General features: G+C 35.6%; 17 protein-coding genes. 6 read left to right on the forward strand and 11 right to left on the reverse strand.

Features of this window, described 5'->3' with window-relative positions; genetic code table 11:
• Positions 1-82: 82 nt before the first annotated feature.
• The 6 genes from FFM65_RS11860 to FFM65_RS11885 are packed head-to-tail and all read right to left on the reverse strand — an operon-like array spanning position 83 to position 4,314.
• Positions 83-694, reverse strand: coding sequence for a TIGR01906 family membrane protein (locus FFM65_RS11860; RefSeq protein ID WP_119318957.1), 612 nt, complete (start codon positions 692-694; stop codon positions 83-85).
• Positions 687-1,463 (reverse strand): TIGR01457 family HAD-type hydrolase, encoded by a 777-nt coding sequence (locus FFM65_RS11865; protein ID WP_119318956.1) that lies wholly within the window; start codon positions 1,461-1,463, stop codon positions 687-689. Before FFM65_RS11865 ends, FFM65_RS11860 begins: the two co-directional genes overlap by 8 nt.
• Entirely contained in the window at positions 1,460-1,987 is a 528-nt protein-coding gene (locus FFM65_RS11870; RefSeq protein ID WP_119318955.1) for a YutD family protein, read from the reverse strand. The genes FFM65_RS11865 and FFM65_RS11870 overlap by 4 nt, the downstream gene beginning before the upstream one ends.
• Before the next feature lie 9 nt (positions 1,988-1,996).
• Positions 1,997-3,364 carry a bifunctional metallophosphatase/5'-nucleotidase gene (locus FFM65_RS11875; protein ID WP_119318954.1) on the reverse strand — a complete coding sequence of 456 codons (1,368 nt, stop codon included), beginning with the start codon at positions 3,362-3,364 and terminating at the stop codon, positions 1,997-1,999.
• Positions 3,365-3,370: 6 nt separating this feature from the next.
• Positions 3,371-3,982 (reverse strand): metallophosphoesterase, encoded by a 612-nt coding sequence (locus FFM65_RS11880; RefSeq protein ID WP_119318953.1) that lies wholly within the window; start codon positions 3,980-3,982, stop codon positions 3,371-3,373.
• Positions 3,982-4,314: a hypothetical protein gene (locus tag FFM65_RS11885; protein WP_119318952.1), complete on the reverse strand. Its 333-nt coding sequence runs from the start codon at positions 4,312-4,314 to the stop codon at positions 3,982-3,984. The genes FFM65_RS11880 and FFM65_RS11885 overlap by 1 nt, the downstream gene beginning before the upstream one ends.
• Before the next feature lie 66 nt (positions 4,315-4,380).
• Between FFM65_RS11885 and FFM65_RS11890 the strand changes: the two genes are divergently transcribed.
• The 4 genes from FFM65_RS11890 (at position 4,381) to FFM65_RS11905 (ending at position 10,561) form a co-directional block, all read left to right on the forward strand.
• Positions 4,381-5,808, forward strand: coding sequence for a glycerophosphodiester phosphodiesterase (locus FFM65_RS11890; RefSeq protein ID WP_119318951.1), 1,428 nt, complete (start codon positions 4,381-4,383; stop codon positions 5,806-5,808).
• 68 nt (positions 5,809-5,876) lie between these two features.
• A complete protein-coding gene (pepV, locus tag FFM65_RS11895) occupies positions 5,877-7,274 on the forward strand; it encodes a dipeptidase PepV (protein WP_119318950.1) in 1,398 nt (465 codons plus the stop codon).
• A 115-nt stretch (positions 7,275-7,389) separates the two neighbouring features.
• A complete protein-coding gene (locus tag FFM65_RS11900) occupies positions 7,390-10,161 on the forward strand; it encodes a transglycosylase domain-containing protein (RefSeq protein ID WP_119318949.1) in 2,772 nt (923 codons plus the stop codon).
• A 100-nt stretch (positions 10,162-10,261) separates the two neighbouring features.
• Positions 10,262-10,561 carry a hypothetical protein gene (locus FFM65_RS11905; RefSeq protein ID WP_119318948.1) on the forward strand — a complete coding sequence of 100 codons (300 nt, stop codon included), beginning with the start codon at positions 10,262-10,264 and terminating at the stop codon, positions 10,559-10,561.
• Positions 10,562-10,615: 54 nt separating this feature from the next.
• Here the strand turns inward: FFM65_RS11905 and ccpA are convergent, their stop codons facing one another.
• The gene (ccpA, locus tag FFM65_RS11910; protein WP_059074209.1) at positions 10,616-11,617 is read right to left on the reverse strand and encodes a catabolite control protein A; all 1,002 of its coding nucleotides are present in this window, start codon (positions 11,615-11,617) and stop codon (positions 10,616-10,618) included.
• A gap of 245 nt (positions 11,618-11,862) precedes the next feature.
• On the opposite strand from ccpA, the gene FFM65_RS11915 reads away from it, so the two are divergent.
• Positions 11,863-12,963, forward strand: a complete 1,101-nt coding sequence (locus tag FFM65_RS11915; protein ID WP_119318947.1) for a M24 family metallopeptidase — start codon at positions 11,863-11,865, stop codon at positions 12,961-12,963.
• Between the two features lie 267 nt (positions 12,964-13,230).
• Here the strand turns inward: FFM65_RS11915 and FFM65_RS11920 are convergent, their stop codons facing one another.
• The 4 genes from FFM65_RS11920 to murI all read right to left on the reverse strand — a co-directional run bounded on the left by FFM65_RS11920 (position 13,231) and on the right by murI (position 15,423).
• Positions 13,231-13,524, reverse strand: a complete 294-nt coding sequence (locus tag FFM65_RS11920; protein WP_057812412.1) for a hypothetical protein — start codon at positions 13,522-13,524, stop codon at positions 13,231-13,233.
• A 2-nt stretch (positions 13,525-13,526) separates the two neighbouring features.
• Positions 13,527-13,937, reverse strand: a complete 411-nt coding sequence (locus tag FFM65_RS11925) for a DUF948 domain-containing protein (RefSeq protein WP_010018764.1) — start codon at positions 13,935-13,937, stop codon at positions 13,527-13,529.
• Between the two features lie 66 nt (positions 13,938-14,003).
• Entirely contained in the window at positions 14,004-14,603 is a 600-nt protein-coding gene (locus tag FFM65_RS11930; RefSeq protein WP_119318946.1) for an XTP/dITP diphosphatase, read from the reverse strand.
• A complete protein-coding gene (murI, locus tag FFM65_RS11935) occupies positions 14,578-15,423 on the reverse strand; it encodes a glutamate racemase (protein ID WP_119318945.1) in 846 nt (281 codons plus the stop codon). Before murI ends, FFM65_RS11930 begins: the two co-directional genes overlap by 26 nt.
• A 124-nt stretch (positions 15,424-15,547) precedes the next feature.
• Between murI and FFM65_RS11940 the strand changes: the two genes are divergently transcribed.
• Complete coding sequence (locus FFM65_RS11940; protein WP_057812418.1) at positions 15,548-16,012, forward strand: DUF2507 domain-containing protein; 465 nt, start codon at positions 15,548-15,550, stop codon at positions 16,010-16,012.
• Positions 16,013-16,215 lie beyond the last annotated feature (203 nt).

Below are 16,215 nucleotides of genomic sequence, written 5' to 3' on the forward strand. Positions count from 1 at the left end.
GGTGTCTTTTTTGATGTTCTTAAAAAGTATTACTAATAAATGGTATACAAAAATAGAGTTGATGGCAAAATGCCTATCAACTCTATTTATCGTACAACCTTTTTTTGTTGGCTTTCCAAAAGTTCAGTCCTTCAAATAATATGAAGAACAAAATAAAACATTGCGTGAAAAATTCTTCTGGCAAAATATTGATAACTGGATCTTTATCAGGATCAAACAACCAATCGCTGTTCCTAAATAAGACTTCATGAAAAATCACAAAAAACTCATCAAAATTCAGCAGCATTAATATCGCCACAACGATACCAACAATACCTATCCACAAAAACATCTTATTGAATCGAGCACGAACTTTTCTAAATTTAGCTACAATCAAGCCACTTCCGATAAACACACCAAAATTCAACAAGAATAACTTCTTGCAATCTTCAAAGTGCAATCTACCTGAAGCTGATGACGTAAAGTCACTCAATTGAAAATGCCAATTAAAGGGATTAATCAAATAATCCATCATTTGGGCATAATTTTTCATAATCGTAGGATATTTCATACTGACTGCTTGTTCTAAATAATAGTGTTTAATATCAAAAGCAAACAGTAAATAACTAGCAAAAATCGTAATAGTAATAGCCGCTGTCAAAATAAAAAAGGCTAAAGCTATCGTATAAAGCAAATCCTTTTGCGTATTAGACATCCCACTGATCCAGACTTTCTACTTGGTGAGTTGGCTTAATCTTCTCTTTGTCAATATCAGCGTGTGTGCTGACACCAGTATTGACCCACAAAGTGTCAACCTTAGCACTGATTCCGGCCTTAATGTCAGTATTATAATTATCCCCTACCATCACGGAAGTCTTAGGATCAAAGCCTTTCTCTTTGGCGGCAAAGAAAATCATATCAGGTTCTGGCTTTCCAATATAGTGAGCTCTTTGTTGAGTTGAAGTTTCTACCAATGAAATAACTGAACCAGCACCAGGTACTAATCCTCTTTCGTTAGGTAAATTAGTATCAGCATTCGTACCGATGAAGAAGGCACCCTTTTTAATAGCTAAAGTAGCCACTTCAAATTTATGATACGTAACATCATAGTCTAACCCGACGATTACAACGTCAGGATTATCTTCATTTAATTTAATACCAGTATTAAATACAGCACTCTTTAGGCCATATTCGCCAATAACATAAGCGCTGTGATTTGTAATATCATCATCAAACATATTTTGAATATATGCTGCCGTAGCAAGTGATGGTGTAACAACTTGTTCTGCTGTAGCTGTGATTTGATGGTTATTGACCAAATTATCGGCCACTTGTTGTGGAGTTTTCGTCGTGTTGTTCGTCAAAAAGTAATAGTCAACACCAGCTTTATTCAAGTTATCGATGAAGACACGAGCTTCAGGAATCTTTTCCTTTCCACGATACATTGTTCCATCCAAATCAATTAAATATGTTTGATACTTCATTTATTCTTTTCACCTATTTTTCTAATTTTAAAAGTCTTCTTGGCACTGACAGTTGTCTTCTTATGCCGAGTAGGCTTTCTTCTATGTTGATTATTGTGTGGCTTATTTTTACTGCTATTTTTGACAAACTTATTAGTTCTCGTCTTGAAACGATGATTAGTTCGACGATGGTTATTCTTGAGTGGAGCTTTTTTGACCTTCTCCAAAACAAAATAAGCACAACCGAAATTACAGTACTCTAATAGGTAGTCTTCCAAATGTGAAATACGATTATCGAGCGTGCTTTCCTTGCGTTGATCTTCATAAAAACCCTTGAAACGCAATTGATCGTATCCCCAATCGCCAACGATATAATCATATTTATCTAAAACGTTATTGTAACGTTCTTCGATTCTTTCTTCATTAAAACCACTGTCATGATCTTCAACTATTTTGTACTGTGTCTTATTAATAGCAATTAAATTATCAGCCAACTTAATTACGTCAGCTACTTTTGTAGCATTCTTTTCCCCAATATCCTGCAAATAATCACCTCAAATCGGATATTTTTTACTTAAATAGTCACCGAATACACTTCGCAAAAATTTAGGATACAAGATTTCGTTATTACCTGCAATCTCAATTGATGGAAAGTAAGGGACAAATAAATAATGATCCAATAATGCTAAAGTATACTCTTTGTTTTTCTCTAATTCCTGTCCATTGATGTAAACATTACGTTTATTATCAATCGTAATTCCTCGATAAACTAGTTCGCCAAATATCTTACCACGAAATCCCATTCCTTTTTGTGCGTGAGTCCGTAAGTATAGACGATTCTTTTCCATTTCCATGACTAGTCGCCAAACATTATCGCCCGTCATAGTAGTTTTCATTACGTGAATCGCATGTGGTAAAATGTCATGAAGATTTTTTTGAGTAACGATACCCTTTGGTAGATCTTTCAAAAATAATCCCGAACTCAAAACTGCAACATCAGTATTTGCAAATTCCTGAACAGCTGACAAAGCTTCATTCATGATTGAATTAGGAGCTTTATAATCAGCACTCAAGGATTCTGGTAAATTAGCAATCTGCTTTTGATCGAGTAGTTTTTCACCCAGATCAAATTGACTCTTGATCCAAGCTTCATCTCCTGACAATTCTGGCAAGGTTTCTGTCTTAGTAGTAAAGGCAGATTTATTAATAACTTGTTTATCATCATTTAATTCTAAATTAATAGTACCAATATTTTGACCATATTTACCGGCAGCAGCCAATAAAACACCATTATCCATTTCTCCTTTAGGGAAGAGATGATGTGTATGAGCACCAATGATAACATCAATTTCTGGACGTTTGCTAGCAATTAACCGATCCATAGAAACACCTAAATGCGATAACAAGATTATGACGTCGCAATCTTTTACTAATTCTAAAGATTTTGGCAGCATCTCTTGTACTAGACGAATGTCCCAATTCAACAAAGGATATGTCAAAATATAAGGCGCAGTTAAACCAATAATACCGATTTTCGTGCCTTTTTTAGTCTTAACAATTTTGCTGGCTTGAGCAAAGTCTGCCAGACGCGATGGATTCTTTTCAAAAACATTGTTCAACACAACTGGAAAGTTAGCATGATCATATAAATGTTCCAAATGTTCATGACTATTGCCTAGACCTTCATTGTTACCAATCGTTACAGCATCATAATGCAATTGATTCATCCACTCGATGTTTTTTTGACCATTAGTAGCTTCTGACAAAGGATGAGCTCGATCCATAGCATCCCCGATATCAAATAAATAAAAATCATCAGCAGTGCTATTTTTTCTAGATTGTTCAATGAAACGTTTGACCCTTGGAAAGTTCTCAAAATGTGAATGTAAATCATTCGTATGAACTATTTGAATTTTCTCCATAATATCCTACTTTCTTTGTAATCTAGCTAAGTCCTTTTTCTTCTTATCATACATTTCCAAAATTTCTTCACCACGTAAAGGTGAACCCCATGGCAAATCTTCAGATAAGTAGTCTCTTTCTGGTGCATCGACTCCAACATTAATATTTTCAGGAATTGGTACTGCATAATGATGAATGTGCCCGTGAAGATTGATAATCTTTTCAACTTTTCCCAATAACAAAGGATAGTGAGTACAATAAAACTGATGATGATCAAACTTCAATAAAGCACCAACATCTTCAAACTCAAATCTTTTTTTGCCATCAGATAAGGTTTCGTTATGTTTGTCTAAGAATTTGAACAAAGAACGATAATCATGATTCCCTTTGATCAAAGTCATATGACCATTCAATTGACGCAACATATCGTAAGTTTCCTCATCAGTTGGCGTATTCTGAGGACGCATCGAAATGTCACCTAGATGATAAATTCGATCATTTTCATCTACGCGACTATTCCAAGCATCGATCATTGCTTGATTCATTTCATCGACATTGCCAAAATGACGTGGTGCAAAATTATTCGGTTGTAACAATTGATAATGATAAAAATGCGTATCTGCTATAAAATAATTCATTATTCAGCACTGTCCTCTGTGGTAATGTGATTAGCTTTCAAGATTTCATTAAAAGCATCTAACACTTTACCCTCTGGTTTTTTATATTCAACCCATTCTGTTAATTCCATTGGTGGAACTGTATAATTTTGATTAACGTAATCTTCGTAAACGCTAACAGCTGAAGAATGTGGGATATTAAGTTTTAGAATTCTAACTTCCTTGATCAATCCTAATTCAGCAGCCTTTTCAGCTCGACCGTTCATTACGATATTGGCAATTTCATAATACTTAGTTCCATCGTTACGAGTTATTTGCTCAATCATATCTAATGTTTGTTTTTCATTATTCATTAATAAATACCTCACATTTCACTACTTACTCTAGTATATAATATCTAAAAAATTAGGGAGTTAATTATGATTTCAAAAAGTTTCCAAATTTTTAAAGTATCACTAGCTTTATTGATTTTCTTTTTTGCTAGTGGTTTTACCGTTATCGGCCATCGTGGCGATCCAATCAATGCTCCAGAAGAAACCTTCGAAAGTATCGACAAAGCCTTTGATGAAGGTGCTGATTATGTTGAATTGGATATCCACGTTTCCAAAGACAATATCTTAGTTATTTCACACGACCGTGATTTGGAAAGAGTCACTGGAACTTCAGCTATTGTTTCTCAACATAATTTCTCCGAATTATCGCAATTGACACAAAAAAATGGTGAGCCAATCCATAGTTTGAATCAAGTCTTTGAACATTATAAAAATAATCCTAAAGCTAAATTTCTGATTGAAACTAAAAAGACTAAAAAAGGTAATCCTCAGAATATGGAAGAATTACTAAAACAAGTCATTGACCAATATGGCATGCAAGATCGTGTCATGTTCCATTCCTTCTCTACTAAGAGTTTACAAAATGAAGCTGAATTAATGCCTAACATCCCTAGGATTTTCATTGCCGGAACTATTAAGCGTGTCAACTTTGAAGTATTAAGCTATGTTACTGGCGTCAATCTTTCTTCAAAAATCATTACTCCAGAAATTATTGATACGATGCATTTCATGGGCAAAACAATTTACGCTTGGGACGAAATGAACGAAAGTCCACAAAAATGGAATACTCTAATTAACATGCCAATCGATGGTGTGGTCACTAATTATCCCGGAACTGGTAACGAATATCGTGAATTAAAGGATAAGTCTAAATCAGAAGCACTCAATCAAAATGTCTACTACATGTCGACAAAATCAGAACCAATTTACGAAAATCCTTACCGTTTGATCAAAACTAAAAAACACGTTAATCCACTCGATGGCTATCACATCACTAATATCGTCAAAGTAAACGGTGAAAAGTACGTTCAAGTTGGTGAAAATCAATTTGCTAATGCAACAGGCTTCAATTCTGAATACTCACTCAGTGATCTGCGACAATACTTTGGTGCCAAAGCCATCTATCGTAATCAACAACCGAATAACTTGCTTTATCAAGAGCCAAACACTGACGTTATCAGCAATCGTTTGGAAGCTAATAAACCGCAAAGAATTTTAACTATTCAAAAAGTTGGCTCAGAAACTTGGCTAAAATTAAAAGGTGGCTGGATCAACGCTAAAAATGTTTTGATTCAATTGAACCCTAATAACTACCTAGGCAATAATTCAAAAGAAAGTTACGAAAATCTACCTAAAGGTCAACGACTTAAAAATATTGATTTATTGGAAAATATTTCTTTTGCTTTGCCAACAACTGACCAATCGATTCAAAATGCTGATTTAATCAGGGATTTTAATAATTCATTTATTAATTTCTCGGAAAATTTTGACAGCGATTCCATAAATGAAATATAGGTCGATTAGCCTTTAAGCTCAACCTTTGGTAAAATAAAAAAAAACTTCATGTGGAGGTCATAGAAAATATGTCGATAGATTGGGAGAAAGAGGTTGCACATCGTTCAGATGAATTGATCAACGATCTTTCTGAATTAGTAAGTATTGATAGTTCTAGAGATACAGAACACAAGACTAGCGATTTTCCACTAGGTCCTGGACCAGCGAAAGCTCTTCAAACATTTTTACATTTTGCAGATCGCGATGGTTTCAAAACAAAGAATGTTGATAATTTGGCTGGAAGAATTGAATTGGGCGACAGTGACGATGCAATTGCTATTTTGTCACACGTGGACGTCGTTCCTGAAGGACCAGGTTGGGAGACTAATCCTTTTGAACCCGTAATTAAAGACGGTAACTTTTATGCTCGTGGTGCCAGTGACGATAAAGGTCCTGGACTTGCTGCTTATTATGCTATGAAAATCATCAAAGAATTAGACTTGCCTACATCTAAGAGTGTGCAGTTGATTTTGGGAACTGATGAAGAGAGCGAATGGGTCGGCATCAATCACTACATGGAAAAAGAAACCATGCCCGAAACTGGTTTTTCACCGGATGCAGAATTTCCTGCTATCAATGGTGAAAAAGGAATCGTATCATTTAGAGTTAACTTCCCTACACCAACAATTGGTTTAGTCAAAAAATTTGAGGCCGGTATCAGACCTAACATGGTCCCACAAAATGCTGACTGCCAAATTGATCTCAACGTCATCAGTGCTGATGATTTGAAAGCTAAGTTTAATGACTTCCTAGTTGCTAACAAAGAAATCAAAGGTAGCCTAGAAGTCAACGACGATATTGCTGAAATCAAGATCATTGGTAAAGGTGCACATGCCATGGAACCATTCAATGGTATCAATGCTGCTACTTATTTAGCTTCATTCTTAGTAACATTAGATTTAAATGAAAGTGAAAAACTTTACTTCTCATTCATTGCTAATGATTTGCATTTGGACTTTGCCGGCAAACATCTTGGCATCGACAATACTGATAGTGTTATGGGTGATTTGACACTTTCACCTAATATTTACGAATATGATGAAAGCAAAGCCAATATCTTGTTAAATATCCGTTATCCAAAAGGTGACACTGGCGATACTTTGACTGAAAAGATCAACAGTCATCTACCAGAACAAGTCAGTGCTGTTATCGAAGGTCACAATCAACTACCACATTTCGTTGATGCTGATGATCCTTTGGTTCAAGCTTTAGTTGGTGCTTATCGTGATCACACTGGCGACGATACGGAACCATTCACTGTTGGTGGTGGAACTTATGGTCGTATTCTAAAACATGGAATTGCCTATGGTGCAATGTTCCCTGGTGACGAAAATGTTATGCATCAACCTAATGAATATATTAATATTGATAAATTATTGAAGTCGACTGCTATCTACGCAGACGCCATTTACCGCTTAATTAAGTAAATAAAAGAAGTTCTGTTGGACATAATTTCGACAGAACTTTTTTTGTTTTTACACTTCTAAATCAATTTTATTATATAATTACGGTATGTAACTTTTTAAGGGAGCTTATTTTAAAGTGAAAAATTTATGGAATAGCATCGTCAACAGCTTCAAAAGTATTAAAAGCTGGTCTGACTTTGCTAAGAAAGCTAATCTAACGATTGAAGTTATTCGCCGAATTATTCTCTATTCCATCGCTGGAATTTTGATTCTTCTGAGTTTAGCTATCGGTCTTGGTACAGGTTACGTATCTGCTTTGACGAGTCAAGTCGAAGTACCTACTAAGCAAGAAATGAAATCCGAACTTCAGGATGTGAATAATTCTGCCACGTTATACTTTAGTGACGGTTCAAAGGTCGATAATTTGCAAAAAGACCTTCAAGGTAAGAAAATTTCATTATCTGAAATGTCGCCTTATTTGAAAAAAGCCATCGTGGCTACTGAAGATAGTGACTTTTATCGTCACAAGGGTGTCGTTCCTAAGTCAATTTTTAGAGCCATTATTTCTGATGTTACTGGAATCGGTGCACAAACCGGTGGTTCCACTTTGACGCAACAAACGGTTAAGATGCAGATGCTATCATCTGAAACTACTTGGAAACGTAAAGCAGTCGAAATTTTCTTAGCCATGCGTGTTGATAAATATTTCTCCAAAGATGAAATCCTTGAAGATTATTTAAATGCCGCAACTTTTGGTGCTAATAACAAGGGACAAAATATTCAAGGTGTTCAAGCTGCTGCTAAAGGTCTCTTTGGTAAAAATGCTAGTGACCTAAATATTGCTGAATCAGCCTTTATTGCTGGTTTGCCTCAAAGTCCTTCCGTTTATACGCCTTATAATCGTGTCGTCTCGGGAACAAACGGTACTAAACAACGTGGTCAGTTCAAAGATGACATGAGTCTTGGTATGAAGCGTAAAGATATCGTTCTTTATCGAATGTATCGTGACAAGCAGATTACTGAAGCTCAATACAATCGTGCCAAAAAATTTGACTTGAAAAATGATTTCTTAAAGCCAGCTAAAGCTAGTTCTAAAGAGATCAAATATGGTTATATCTACAATCTTTTGACTGAACAAGCTAGAACTATTTTAATGAAACGTTTAGCCAAAAATGATGGTCTCAAATATAGCGACGTCAAAAAGGATAAAAACCTTTACGAAAGATATTACACACAAGCCAATAATGAATTGCACAATAAGAATTACAAGATCCACAGTACGATCAACAAGAAACTTTATGTTGCTATGAACGAACAAGCTCAACAGTTTAAAGGTAATCTAGGAACTACTCATACTGGTTCAGGAACCGATGCTAACACTGGTAAGACTGTCAAGGTCTCAGAGCCCGTTCAAAACGGTTCCGTATTACTAGATAATAAGACTGGTCAAGTGCTTTCCTTTGTTGGTGGAGTCAACTTCAAGAAATCACAATTGAATCACGCCTTCAATACCCAAAGATCCCCTGGTTCATCAATCAAACCTTTGATTACCTTCGGACCTGCAATTGAAAATGGCTTGATTGGTTCACAAACTATGCTAGCTGACTTTAAGACTAGTTTTGGCAAGTATGCCCCAACTGATTACGGTCAAACGATTCAAAACCGTTTCGTATCAGCTAGAGAAACTTTGGAAGAATCGTACAATATACCTTCTGTTAATTTGTATAACTATTTGAAACAACAAGGTGTCAGTTCTAAGAAATACATGTCGAAGATGGGTATTCAATTGAGCAACAAAGAATACAATCAATTAGGTATTACCTTAGGTGGTACTGAAAATGGTGTTACTGTTCTTCAACAAGCCAGTGCCTTTTCTACTTTTGCTAACAAAGGTGTCCACGTTGATCCTTATGTTGTCAAAAGCGTCACTGATCCAACTGGCAAGACTGTTTATAAGCACAAAGGTTCAAAGACCCGCGTCTTCTCTAAACAAACTTCTTACATCATTAAAAACATGCTTCACGGTGTTGTTACTAAAGGTACTGCCTCTGCTCTTTCTTATGAAGCTAACTTCAACACGAAGAACCTCTTTGGTAAAACCGGTACATCAAATGATTATCGTGATAACTGGTTTATCGGAAGTACTGATGGTATGACCTTAGCATCATGGATCGGCTATGATAACTTCTATCATGACAATTACAACCTTGCTAGCAACTCGACTGATATCAACCAGGAACTCTGGGCAAAAATGGCCAACGCTTTGTATGACGAAGATGAATCAGTCTTCAATGTCAATAAATCATTCAAGAAGCCTAGTGGCGTTGAGTCTTATAAGGTTGATAAGGAAACTGGTACTTACACCGGTTCAATCGAGTACAACGGTATAACAACTAAAGTAAATCAACACACAACTAATTCGCTCTACTACAAGGGTCGTCCTGAAGCAATGTCTTACAATAACTTCGCTATCGGTGGTAAATCTAAGAATTATAAACTATTCTGGGATAATTACTTTGGTCGTAGCAACAGTTATTCAGTAGTAAAACGATTAGGTGAAAATTCTAAGTCGGCTGATGAATTGGCCAATGAAAATGGTAGTGGTAGAACCTCCGGCTTTAGTAATAGCACTAACAACAGTGGCTCCTCTGAAGTCACGACTAGTTCTTCTACAACGAGATCTTCAAGTACTACTAATTCAACTACTTCAAATGGTACAACTGAAACTGGTACCGGATCTTCATCTGGTTCAGGCTCAGGTTCTAGTTCTGGATCAGATTCAAGTTCGTCTTCAAGTTCAACTACCGGGTTAGAAACTGGTACTAGTTCTAATCAAGAATCTGCTGGTTCAACTGGTGACACTGTTACTGGCAATGTTGAAACTGGTACTAGCTCCACTGAAAATTAATCTCAATAACTCTAGTGATCATTTGATCATTGGAGTTATTTTTTTACAATTGATAAATTGTGATAGAATTAGAGCGTTACTTTGATTTAAGGAGAAAATTATGTATTTTAGTCCAAGCTTTTTACAAAATACTTTATACATTGTCGCTGCAGTTTTGATTATTTTCATCTTGGCAGTGGTTATTTATAAAATTAAACATAATATTAAAATCTGGGATAAGACGATGACTTTAGCCTCCATCGTTTTGTTAAATACCCTCTATTCAATTCTAGGTGGCTTTATTAACTTACCTTTCACGTTTAGTTCCGTTGTCACAGGTGGTTTATCTTTGGTAGCTTTTGGCTATATTGTCGTTATCATCTGGGACTTGCACAAACAACGAAAAACTAGTCAAAAATAAAAAAACTTGCATTGCCTAAACTGGGCAATACAAGTTTTTATTTTTAATCACGATTTATTTTGTTGAACCACGTTTTACAATGCTATATGGCAATTTAATTGTGTTGTCATCAATTTGTTCTTGATTCATCATCTTAGTTAACAAACGCATGGCAACCGCACCGATATCATACAATGGTTCTTCGATTGAACTCATCTTTGGACGTGTAACTTCACAAAGGATCGTGTCATTACTTGTGATCAATTCAAAGTCATCAGGAACCTTAACGCCAGCTTTAACAGCTGAATTCAAAATACCTGAAGCTAACAAGTCATCTGTTACGTATGCTGCTGTGGCACCACTGCTGTGAACAGCATCCCAGATTGCTTCTCCAGCTCTTACTGAATACTCTGCTTCAAAAACTAGGTTAGATGAGAAGTTAAGATGTGCTTTCTTCAAAGCCTTCTTATAACCATCTAGTCTGTATTTACCATCAATAGGATTTTCAAGGCTGCCACCTACAAAGGCAATCTTCTTGTGACCATTTTGTGTTAATTGACCAACAACACTAGCTACAGCATCAGTGAAATCAATATTTACACTAGCACTTTCATTGTTTTTGTCAACTGAACCAGCCAAAACGATTGGTGTCTTTGAATTTGCAAGGATACGTTTTAGTTTCTTGGACAATTGTTTGCCCATGTAAATAAGTCCATCAACTTGCTTTGATAACAAATTATTCAAGATTTGTTCTTCATCACCAACAGATTCTTGTAAACTAGTCAAAATGATGTTGTATTTGTACATTGAAGCAACGTCATCAATACCTTTGGCTAGAGATGCAAAGTACAAGTTAGTAATATCTGGCAAAATTACTCCGATTGTTGTACTCTTCTTACTTGCTAGACCACGGGCTACCGCATTTGGACGATAATTCAAACGATCGATTACTTCCAAAACACGTTTTCTTGTCTCTTCCTTTACATTGGCATTTCCGTTCACTACACGTGAAATTGTTGCCATTGAAACGTTGGCAGCCTCGGCCACGTCATAGATTGTTACTACTTTTTTCTCCATTAATATTCACTCTCTCAAACAATATTTTCATTAATTATCTCTAATTTATCAAAAAAGTTTACATTTTGCAAGCGGTTTCTACATTATTGTTGCAAGTTTTCATATTTTTTCAAAAAGAAAATCATTTTCAATAAAAGTCCAGATGCACTCTGCTGCCCTATTTAAAGAGAAAACAAGCATTCTTTAATAAAACCACTTTTGAATGATATACTACATATAAATATTATCTGTAAAGGAGCATTTTCATGAAGAAACAATTATTAGCACTACAAGAATACCTAGCACAAAATGGACTTGATGCAGCCTATGTTTCAAATCCAAACGACATTCATTATTTTACCGGTTTTTATAGTGATCCGGTAGAGCGAATTCTTGCACTATTAGTTTTCCCTGACAAAGACCCCTTTGTATTTGCCCCTCAACTTGAAGTTGAAGCTGTTAAAGAAGTTGGTTGGGACAAAGATGTTTTCGGATATCTCGATCATGAAGACCCATTTGCTTTGATGGCTGGTCACATTAAAGACGTTGCCGGCAATCCTGTTAAATGGGCTATCGAAAAAGATGATATGTCCGTTCAAAAACTTGAAGCTTTGACTAATCAATTCCCAGACGCAACTTTCCCAGTTAATCTTTCTCGCTACATGGAAAATGCCAAATTAATCAAAACTCCCGAAGAAATCGAAGAATTAAAAGCTGCCGGTGCCGAAGCTGACTATGCTTTTACCGTTGCTTTCAATGCCATCAAAGAAGGACGTACTGAACAAGAAATCGTTGCTGAAATCGAATATGCAATGATGAAAAAAGGCGTTATGCACATGAGCTTTGACACAATCGTTCAAGCCGGTGCCAATGCCGCTAATCCACATGGTGGTCCTGAAAAAAATCCTGTCAAAAAAGATGAATTGATCTTGTTTGATCTTGGTACAGTTCATAATGGCTATATCAGTGATGCTTCCAGAACAGTTGCTTTCGGCCAACCTGACGCCAAATCACTCAACATCTATAAAGTAGACCTAGAAGCTCAATATGCTGCCATGGACGCTGCTAAGCCTGGAATTACAGCCGCTGAACTAGATAAGGTTGCTCGTGACATCATTACTAAAGCTGGCTACGGTGAATACTTCATTCACAGATTAGGCCACGGTATGGGAACTTCAGAACACGAATTCCCTTCAATCATGGAAGGAAACGACATGGTTCTAAAACCAGGTATGTGCTTCTCAATCGAACCTGGAATCTACATTCCAAATGTTGCCGGCGTTAGAATTGAAGACTGTGTTTATATTACTGAAGATGGTTGCGAACCATTCACACATACAAGTAAGGAATTGAAATATATCAAATAATTCGTAAATATATAAGACATTATGGGAATCGTATTACTAGATTCTAATAATGTCTTTTTTGATGAAAAAATAGTCTTGCTAGAATTTCTTCCAGCATATAAAAAAATGGCATCTATCCAAAATTTCCGAATAGATGCCATTTATTTTTTATACTAAAATTAGAACCACTATCCAGTCCGGAATAGCAAAGGCTCCAAGTTGCGCCTACATTGTTCCAGCCAAATTTTCTTTGCTATGGAGGACGGAATTTTTAATCAATACCCGAAATTACTTCTCGTTATTTAAATCATCTTCATCAAAAACAATATCAGAAGTATCTTCATCCTCTTTGATCTTATCAACGGTAGAAGCCATATGATCCTTCAAAGCATCTGTTTTTTCATTAAAGTGATCAACTAAATCATTATTGTTAAGACCAACGCCTCCATTATTGAAGTCGCTACGAATAGTATTGATATTTTCTAGTAATTTTTGGCCTGACTCGCTAGTTAAATACTTAGAAGCAGCATATCCTGATGCACAACCCAAGGCTAGGCCTAGTAAAAAGTGATTATTTTTCATAATTATTTATTCTTCTTTCTTGGCCAAATCTTGGCAGCTGTTTTGGCAACGGTTGCTAAATTACCGATAGTCATTAGATTTTGGAAATTAAAACCACTGTTTGGCTTTTCTTCAGTAGCCTTAGCAGTCTTCTTACCGATATTTTCAACGGTATCGAACAATGGATTCAATTTGTCTGATTTGTGGTTAACATCTTCTAACAATGTATTAGTTTTATCAACCAACTTTGTACTTTGATCCATAATTTGCTCAGTGTTCTTTGAAAGAACCTCAACCATCTTAGTTGTTTCCTTCATTGTTTCTTGTAACTCTTGAAGCAATTTAGCTGTTTGAACTAAAGTTCTGGCTAAGTATACAACCAATACTACAAAAGCAACGGCTGCAATTAATCCTGCAATTTGTCCACCAGTCATAATATTACCCTCCTATGTTTTAATAGCACTTTCATATTAGCATTATAACAATTTATGGGCAATTAATTACCAATTGATCCAATCTTGCCACTGTTTTTCGAGCTTTTTAATCGCATTGCCCCGATGACTGATTTGGTTCTTCTCATCTACCGTTAATTCAGCCATCGTCTTTTTTAATTCTGGCAAGTAAAACAAAGGATCATAGCCAAAGCCGTCGTCGCCTTGTGGGAATTGAGCAATGATACCTTTGACTTCACCTTCAACGACTAAATCTTCTTCGTTTTTAGGATTAGCAAAAACTAAAGTAGAGACAAAGCGAGCATCTCTTTTTTCCTTTGGAACTCCACCTAATTCGCTCAACAACTTAGCATTATTAGCTGCATCATTGTGATCTCCAGCATAACGAGCTGAATAAACGCCTGGTTGACCGTATAAGGCTCTAACTTCCAATCCGGAGTCATCAGCAATCACAGGTAAATTAAAGCGTTCCATGACAGCATGTGCCTTAATCGTAGCGTTTTCTTTAAAAGTAGTTCCCGTCTCTCTAATTTCTGGAAAATCCGGAAAATCCAACAAAGTTTTCAGAGTAAATTCTTGGTCATCAAAAACTCGTTTAAATTCTCGAGCTTTTCCAGGATTTTTAGTGGCGATGATTATTTCTTTCATTTTTTCCTCCCATTACAACTGCATCTTCTAAATCAACCAAATTGATTTCATCGATTTTTACGTCTAACCAACGTTTAGCAAGTTTTGAAAAATCTTCGATATTAGCTGTTGCGTGCAATTGCAAAACTCGTGTCTTACTGTCAGTCAAAAGATCATTATCTGCTAAATATTTCTTAGCTACCTCGACCGTCTTCAAAGCGGGATCAACTAATTTGATATTAGGCAAATAATTATTGATTTGTTTTTTCAACATTGGAAAATGCGTGCATCCTAAGACCAGAGTGTCATAGTCGCTGTTTTTAAAAGGTTTTAGGGTTGTTTCAATATTTTCTTGAGCTTGTTTAGTATCAGCTGAATCTGATTCAACGATATTGACAAATTTTTGAGCAGCGATACCTAAAACATCAACCGTAGGATCAAGGTTCTTGATAGTTTCATTGTAACTCTTTGAATTAATAGTTGATTGTGTACCAATAATTCCAATATGATTAGTTTGAGTAATATTAGTAGCAGCTTTAGCACCAGGTTTAATTACACCAATCATTGGAATCGTAAATTCTTTTTCCATAGCATCCAAGGCTTGAGCTGTGGCAGTATTACAACCAAAAATAATCATTTTTACATTTTGATTAATTAAATACTGTACCATTTCTCGAGTATAAGATATGATTTGTTCATGAGTCTTTACTCCGTAAGGCATTCTAGCCTCATCACCAATAAAAATGATACTTTCATTTGGTAACTGGCGAATTACTTCTTGGACAACAGTTAAACCACCCAAGCCGGAATCTAATACTCCAATTGGTCTTTGATCACTCATAATATTTACCTCACTTAAGAATTATTTGTACCTATAAAAATAATTATGTGCTATCTTTTACAATAACTTAAAAAGCAATTATTCTAATGATATAATGAATTGTCAGAAAAAGGAGTTATAAGCAATGTCTGCAAAATCTAAAGATATTAATGAATCAACATCAACAGAAGCTCCACAAAAAAATGAAGATACTTTAACAGAGAATTACTTTGCTGTTTCAGTCCTTCGTGATTTTATTCTTCCCGACCTTCTTGATAAAGATACTGTTGAACTACTATACTGGGCAGGTAAAAATCTCAGTCGACAATTAATCCTCGATATGGATAGTTTACCAGAACTATTCCAAAAAGCTGGTTTTGGCAAGTTAGAAATTTCTAAGCAAACTCCAAAAAGTTATACTTACAATTTAACTGGGCCAGAAGTCGTTCAACGTTTTGATACTAATAACGATGATCCAGAATTTTCACTGGAAACAGGGATAATTGCTGAAACTGTTGAAAAAACAATCGCAGCTTATTGTTTGGGAACATATACTGTAAACAGTAAAGCCAAAAGCGTTTCAATTAAGATACAAATTGATCGAAACTAAAGTATACACCAAAAAATGATCAAAATGACAGTCACTAAGCTATTTAAATGCTAATTTATGCAAAAAAACTCCACGATTATGAATAAGTAATCGTGGAGTTTTTTGGTTGTACGATAAATAGAGTTGATAGGCATTTTGCCATCAACTCTATTTTTGTATACCATTTATTAGTAATACTTTTTAAGAACATCAAAAAAGACACC

This window comes from Companilactobacillus formosensis, assembly GCF_005405305.1.
In the GTDB taxonomy this organism is placed as follows: Bacteria; Bacillota; Bacilli; order Lactobacillales; family Lactobacillaceae; genus Companilactobacillus; species Companilactobacillus formosensis.

Bases quoted from the DNA above. Each gene is read 5' to 3' on its own strand.
- FFM65_RS11860 (WP_119318957.1), bottom strand. From the start codon at position 694: ATGTCTAATACGCAAAAGGATTTGCTTTATACGATAGCTTTAGCCTTT.
- FFM65_RS11865 (WP_119318956.1), bottom strand. From the start codon at position 1,463: ATGAAGTATCAAACATATTTAATTGATTTGGATGGAACAATGTATCGT.
- FFM65_RS11875 (WP_119318954.1), bottom strand. From the start codon at position 3,364: ATGGAGAAAATTCAAATAGTTCATACGAATGATTTACATTCACATTTT.
- FFM65_RS11880 (WP_119318953.1), bottom strand. From the start codon at position 3,982: ATGAATTATTTTATAGCAGATACGCATTTTTATCATTATCAATTGTTA.
- FFM65_RS11885 (WP_119318952.1), bottom strand. From the start codon at position 4,314: ATGAATAATGAAAAACAAACATTAGATATGATTGAGCAAATAACTCGT.
- FFM65_RS11890 (WP_119318951.1), top strand. From the start codon at position 4,381: ATGATTTCAAAAAGTTTCCAAATTTTTAAAGTATCACTAGCTTTATTG.
- pepV (WP_119318950.1), top strand. From the start codon at position 5,877: ATGTCGATAGATTGGGAGAAAGAGGTTGCACATCGTTCAGATGAATTG.
- FFM65_RS11905 (WP_119318948.1), top strand. From the start codon at position 10,262: ATGTATTTTAGTCCAAGCTTTTTACAAAATACTTTATACATTGTCGCT.
- ccpA (WP_059074209.1), bottom strand. From the start codon at position 11,617: ATGGAGAAAAAAGTAGTAACAATCTATGACGTGGCCGAGGCTGCCAAC.
- FFM65_RS11915 (WP_119318947.1), top strand. From the start codon at position 11,863: ATGAAGAAACAATTATTAGCACTACAAGAATACCTAGCACAAAATGGA.
- FFM65_RS11920 (WP_057812412.1), bottom strand. From the start codon at position 13,524: ATGAAAAATAATCACTTTTTACTAGGCCTAGCCTTGGGTTGTGCATCA.
- FFM65_RS11925 (WP_010018764.1), bottom strand. From the start codon at position 13,937: ATGACTGGTGGACAAATTGCAGGATTAATTGCAGCCGTTGCTTTTGTA.
- FFM65_RS11930 (WP_119318946.1), bottom strand. From the start codon at position 14,603: ATGAAAGAAATAATCATCGCCACTAAAAATCCTGGAAAAGCTCGAGAA.
- murI (WP_119318945.1), bottom strand. From the start codon at position 15,423: ATGAGTGATCAAAGACCAATTGGAGTATTAGATTCCGGCTTGGGTGGT.
- FFM65_RS11940 (WP_057812418.1), top strand. From the start codon at position 15,548: ATGTCTGCAAAATCTAAAGATATTAATGAATCAACATCAACAGAAGCT.